We start from the raw sequence: 5,573 nt of genomic DNA, 5'->3' as shown, positions 1-5,573 counted from the left end.
ACGCTGTTCTGCGACCTGGTCTACTGCGGGGACGAGCAGGCCGGCCCCGACCTGGTCGCACGGGCCGTACGGGACGGCGTGCGGCTGCTGAGCATGCCGGAATACCAGGGCGTGCTGGACCTGCGCGGCTACCTCAACCGGCAGACCCGCCGGCTGGAATCCGACCAGATCTACCCCCCGGAGCTGTACGTACCCCAACGCGCCACCCGCCTGGACGGACGGGACCGGCCGTCGTCACAGGACGCGCTCGCGGACGTGACCGGCTGGCTGACCACCGACCAGTCCCGGTTCGTCCTGATCCTCGGCGACTTCGGCCGGGGCAAGACCTTCCTGCTGCGCGAACTGGCCCGGCGGCTGCCCACCGACCGGCGGTACGTGACCCCGATGCTGATCGAGCTACGCGGGCTGGAGAAGTCGCACGACCTGGACACGCTGGTGGCGGCCCATCTGGCGAACAGCGAGCAGACCCGGTTCGACCTCGCGGCGTTCCGCTACATGCTGGACGCGGGCCGGGTCATCCTGCTCTTCGACGGGTTCGACGAACTGGCCCTGCGGGTGACCTACGACCGCGCGGCCGAGCATCTCGGCACGCTGCTGGCGGCCGTCCGCGGCCAGGCGAAGATCGTGCTGACCAGCCGCACCCAGTACTTCCTCACCGACGACCAGGTGTTCAAGGCCCTCGCCCAACGGGTCGACCTGATCCCGGGCCGGCGCATCGTCCGGATCGAGGACTTCACCGACACCCAGATCGAAAGCTTCCTGGTCCAGCGATACATTCGGGACCTGAGGGTGCGCACGACCGGCCCGACACCCGGCTCGGCGCCCGACCTGGCACACCACCGGGCCCAGGCCAGGCAGCGGGCCGACGAACGGATGACGCTGATCCGCGGCATCCGTGACCTGCCAGGGCTCTCGCGCAATCCCCGGATGCTGTCCTTCATCACGGCCCTGGAGGACAAGCGGCTGCGGCAGGCTCGCGGCGGCGACGGGACGATCCACCCGGCCAACCTGTACCGGGAGCTGGTCGACACCTGGCTCGACCACGAGGAGCGGCGCGCCCACCCGGGTGGAGCGTCACCCTCGCTGTCCAAGGCCGACCGGCTGGACGCGGCCACCCGCCTGGCCCTGACCCTCTGGGGCAGCACCGAACGTCACATCGGTGTGGAGGAGCTGTCGGCCACCGCCGCCGCGGTGCTCGCGAGCATGAGCAACCCGGCGGAACTCACCGGTGACGAGCTGACCCAGATGATCGGCTCAGGCACCCTGCTCGTGCGGGACGCCGACGGCCGGTTCTCGTTCATCCACTCCTCGGTGATGGAGTACCTGGTCGCCGCCGAGGCCGCCCGCCAGTTCGCCGCGGGCAGCGCGCGGGAGCTGCTGGGGGCTGGGAAGATGACGGAGCTGATGGCCGACTTCTTCGTGAACCTCATCGGACGCGACCAGGCCAGCAGATGGGCCCAGAACATGATCGACGACCCGCACGCCGCCACCGCTGCGAAGGCGAACGCGCTGCTCGTGGCCCGCCGGCTGGGCGTACGACTGCGTATCAGAGCAAAACTCGCCGGTGCCGACCTCGCCGGCCAGGACCTGTCCAATCGGTCGGACCTGCGGGAAGCCGACCTGCGCCGGGCGAACCTGACCGACACCCGGATCGCCCACACCGACCTGACCGGCGCCGACCTGCGCGAGGCGAACCTGACCGGCGCCACCATCGAGAACGCCACCCTCACCCACGCGGACCTCTCCGGAGCGCGGCTGTCCAGCACGAAAGTCCGTAACTCCCGCCTCGACGACGCCCTGCTCCGCGGAACACAACTCGACCACACCCGAATCGATCAGGCCAACCTATGCAGCGCCGACCTCACCGACGCGGACCTGTCCCACGCACGACTGACCGAGGTCAACCTCACCGACGCGGTCATAACGGGCAGCCGTTGGCACCGCACGGCCGTCCTCGGAGGACAGACCACACACCTCGGCAGCATGTCCGAACTGGCTGACGCCGCGGTAGCCGGCCGTGACCGCGCCCAACTGACCCCGCTTCCCAGGACCTCGCCCAGAAACAGGGCGGACGCGACAGCGGTGGCTTTCTCTCCGGACGGCACGCTCCTGGCGACCGGGACGCAGGATGGACCGGTCAGCCTGTGGGATGTCCGCACCGGCCGCCGACAGCGCATTCTCGCCGACCATACCCAGTTGGTGTCGTCGGTGGCATTCTCTCCGGACGGATCCACCATCGCCGCCGCGGCTGGCGACCGTACGGTACGGCTGTGGAACATAGCCACCGGCAGCCCCCTGCCGCCACTCACCGGCCACGCCGGCCCGGTACGGTCGGTGGAGTTCTCCCCCGACAGAACCACCATTGCCTCCGGATCGAACGACGGCACGGTACGCCTGTGGGACATCGTCACCGGTCTATGTCTACGTACCTTCACCGATAACGGCACAAGCTGGATGTCATCGGTGGCGTTCTCCCCGGACGGATCCACCATCGCCGCCGCGGCCGGCGACCGTACGGTACGGCTGTGGAACACCACCACCGGCAAGCCCCTGCACACCCTCCAAGGGCACACCAGGACAGTATGGTCCGTGCGGTTCTCCCCAGACGGAGCCGTCATCGCCTCCGGATCGAACGACGGCACGGTACGCCTGTGGAACGCTGCCACCGGGCACCTCCGACACGCCATCCCCAGCTCCCGCACGAGCTCGGTACGGTCGGTGGCGTTCTCCCCGGACGGAGCCACCATCGCCGCCGCGGCCGGTGACCGCGCAGTGCAGCTGTGGGATACCACAACTGGCGAACACCTGCGCACCCTCAGAGGGCACGCGGACACAGTGTGGTCGGTTCGATTCTCCCCGGACGGATCCATCATCGCCTCCGGATCGAACGACGGCACGGTACGCCTGTGGGACGCTGCCACCGGCGCCCTGATCGCCACGCTGCTCGGGCCCACCAAAGACACGTGGGCTGTGTTCCTGCCAGACGGCTCTTACAAACTCGCTGGCACAGCGGGTGACTCGTTTCAGTGGAAGATCAAAAATGTCCGCTTCGACATAGGCGAGCTTGATCCGTACGATCCGACCATCCGCCGGCTGCCCGAGGACGCGCCGTTGCCGCTGCCCGCGGGCTGGCACCCCGTCGCTCCCAAGGCCGCCCCACCGGCCCGCCTTCCCCCGCGGCCGCCGTCCGAGCCACCATCGCAGGGCCTGTTCCGCCGCCGCTGACCGGCAACAGAAGAACATCTGCATGACACGACGACGGTTCCCACTCGCGACCATGGCCGGCGTCCGCCGAGGGTAGGTGAAAACCGCTGTCGGGACGACGTTTTCTACCTACAGAGGCGGAAGCCGTAGGTGGAAAACGTTGCTATGACCACGGATTTGACCTACGGCTCGCCTCCGCGTCCGGTCATGCGGGCGGGACGGTGGGGCGTTCGATCGGCGCGCCGTCGCCGGGGAAGGGGCCCTGGAGCCGCCGGGCGAGGTCGGGGTCGCTCCAGACCTCCGCGGTGGAGCGCCACTGGGCGAGCGCCCGGGCGAACGGCAGCAGCGTGCCCGTCTCCGCGCCAGCGGCGAGATGCCCTAGAAGATCATCGACGCACCGGCGACGCTCGGCTGCCGGCAGCCAGTGCGGCCAGGCAGGCTCCTCGGCGACCCGTTCCTCCACGAGGGCGCGCTCCTCGTGGGCGAGCGTGCGGAACATATGCGCAATTACCCCGTTCCTGTGCCCCGGCCCTGCTGGCCTCTCGTGGCTGGCGTCAAAAAGTACTCTCGGGCTGGGTGTCGCGGAAGCAGGCCACGTAGTCGCGCCAGACGAGTTTTGCCGCGAGGACGTCCTCGAAGGTGTACTGCTCGGTCGGGGTGTGCCAGTCCAGGTCGGTGGCGACGAACTGGAGCAGCGCGCCGAAGGTGAGCTTCGGGCGGATGTACGTCTGGCTCCACGCCGAGGAGGAGATGTCGAGGCCCGCCGTGGCGTAGCCACGGGCGCGCAGGCGGGTGTCGGTGTCGGTGACGTCGTCGACGATGAACGTCACGTGGTGCAGCCCGGGCCCCTTGCGCCGCAGGTTCTCGGCGAGGACGGAGTCCGCTCTGAGCGGCTGCATGATTTCGATCTTGAAACCGGGGAAACCGATGTGCGTCAGACGGATGCCCGTCTCGTCGCTGTCACCGCCCTTGATGAACACGCCACCGAGCGTGTCCAGCAACAGAGGTGCCGCCTCTGCCATGTCCGGCAGGGCGATCGCCACGTGGTCGATCCGCCTGCCCCCCACAGCGCCACCGGAGGACGTGTCCACGCTCATTTTCGAACAGGCCAAACAACCATTTGTTGAAAATCTCGCGACGCCGATCCCGAGGTCAAGTTCGTCGCCTCCGGGACCCGCGGCCTTTCGGCGCCGCGACCGTGGCCGGCCGCGCGGCCGCTGCCGGACACGCGGCCGTGGCCGGTCAGAAGCCGAGTTTGCGGAGCTGGCGGGGGTCGCGCTGCCAGTCCTTGGCGACCTTGACGTGCAGGTCCAGGTAGACGGGGGTGCCGAGCAGGGCTTCGATCTGGGTGCGGGCGCGCGTGCCGACGTCCTTGAGGCGGGCGCCCTTCGCGCCGATGACGATCGCCTTCTGGCTCGGCCGCTCGACGTAGACGTTCACGTGGACGTCGAGCAGCGGCCGGTCCGCCGGGCGGTCCTCGCGGGGGATCATCTCCTCGACGACGACGGCGAGCGAGTGCGGCAGCTCGTCGCGCACCCCCTCCAGGGCGGCCTCGCGGACGAGTTCGGCGACCATCACCTGCTCGGGCTCGTCGGTCAGCTCGCCGTCGGGGTACAGCGGCGGGCCGGGCGGCAGGCGGCTGACCAGCACGTCCGCGAGCAGTCCCACCTGGAACGACGACACCGCGCTGACCGGCACCACATCGACGAAGTCCGCCAGCGCGCAGACCGCGAGCAGCTGCGCGCCGAGCGCGTCCCGGTCGGACACCAGGTCACTCTTGGTGACGACCGCGACCAGTGGTGTCCGCTTGGGCAGCCGGGCGAGCTCCCCGGCGATGAACCGGTCGCCCGGGCCCACCGCCTCGTTCGCGGGGACGCAGAAGGCGACCACGTCCACCTCGGAGAAGGTCGCGCGGACCACGTCGTTGAGCCGCTGGCCGAGCAGGGTCCGCGGCCGGTGCAGGCCGGGGGTGTCGACCAGGACGAGCTGGGCGTCGTCGCGGTGCACGATGCCGCGCACAGCATGCCGGGTCGTCTGCGGACGGCCGCTGGTGATGGCGACCTTCGAGCCGACGAGCGCGTTGGTCAGCGTCGACTTGCCCGCGTTGGGCCGTCCGACAAAACAGGCGAACCCGGACCGGAACGGTGCTCCGGCCTCCGCCGAGGCGGCCACTAGGTGGTCACCCGGCCCCGGGCCACCCCGTCGGAGCCGGCGAGGAACACCGGCACGCCGGTGCCGAACTCGCCCAGCACCAGCAGGTCGTCGACCTTCGGCGCACCCGGCACGCCCGAGCCCGGGGCGTCCGGCGCGCCCGGACCCGGCAGGCCGGCCGCGTTCGCCGCACCCGCGGCGTCGGCCGCACCCGCGGC

4 protein-coding genes and 1 pseudogene are annotated in these 5,573 nt (G+C 70.0%); 1 reads left to right on the top strand and 4 read right to left on the bottom strand.

Annotated features, from left to right (window positions below; genetic code table 11):
- On the top strand, nt 1-3,225 hold a 3,225-nt coding region (locus tag NBW84_RS22125), incomplete at its 5' end, for a WD40 domain-containing protein (RefSeq protein WP_250287079.1).
- A gap of 184 nt (nt 3,226-3,409) precedes the next feature.
- On the opposite strand, the gene NBW84_RS22120 is transcribed toward NBW84_RS22125, so the two are convergent.
- The 4 genes and pseudogenes from NBW84_RS22120 to NBW84_RS22105 all read right to left on the bottom strand — a co-directional run.
- Nucleotides 3,410-3,703: a hypothetical protein gene (locus tag NBW84_RS22120; protein ID WP_250287078.1), complete on the bottom strand. Its 294-nt coding sequence runs from the start codon at nt 3,701-3,703 to the stop codon at nt 3,410-3,412.
- A 55-nt stretch (nt 3,704-3,758) separates the two neighbouring features.
- Nucleotides 3,759-4,301, bottom strand: a complete 543-nt coding sequence (locus tag NBW84_RS22115) for a VOC family protein (RefSeq protein WP_250287076.1) — start codon at nt 4,299-4,301, stop codon at nt 3,759-3,761.
- A 145-nt stretch (nt 4,302-4,446) separates the two neighbouring features.
- The gene (gene era, locus NBW84_RS22110) at nt 4,447-5,376 is read right to left on the bottom strand and encodes a GTPase Era (protein ID WP_250287074.1); all 930 of its coding nucleotides are present in this window, start codon (nt 5,374-5,376) and stop codon (nt 4,447-4,449) included.
- Nucleotides 5,376-5,573: pseudogene (locus NBW84_RS22105) on the bottom strand (cytidine deaminase); the annotation flags it as partial. The pseudogene NBW84_RS22105 and the gene era, both read right to left, overlap by 1 nt.

It is taken from the genome of Protofrankia sp. CiP1_Cm_nod2 (assembly GCF_920664355.1).
Classification (GTDB): Bacteria; Actinomycetota; Actinomycetes; order Frankiales; family Frankiaceae; genus Protofrankia.
The sequence above is the reverse complement of the archived record's forward strand: the minus strand, read 5'-3'. Positions and strand labels throughout refer to the sequence as shown.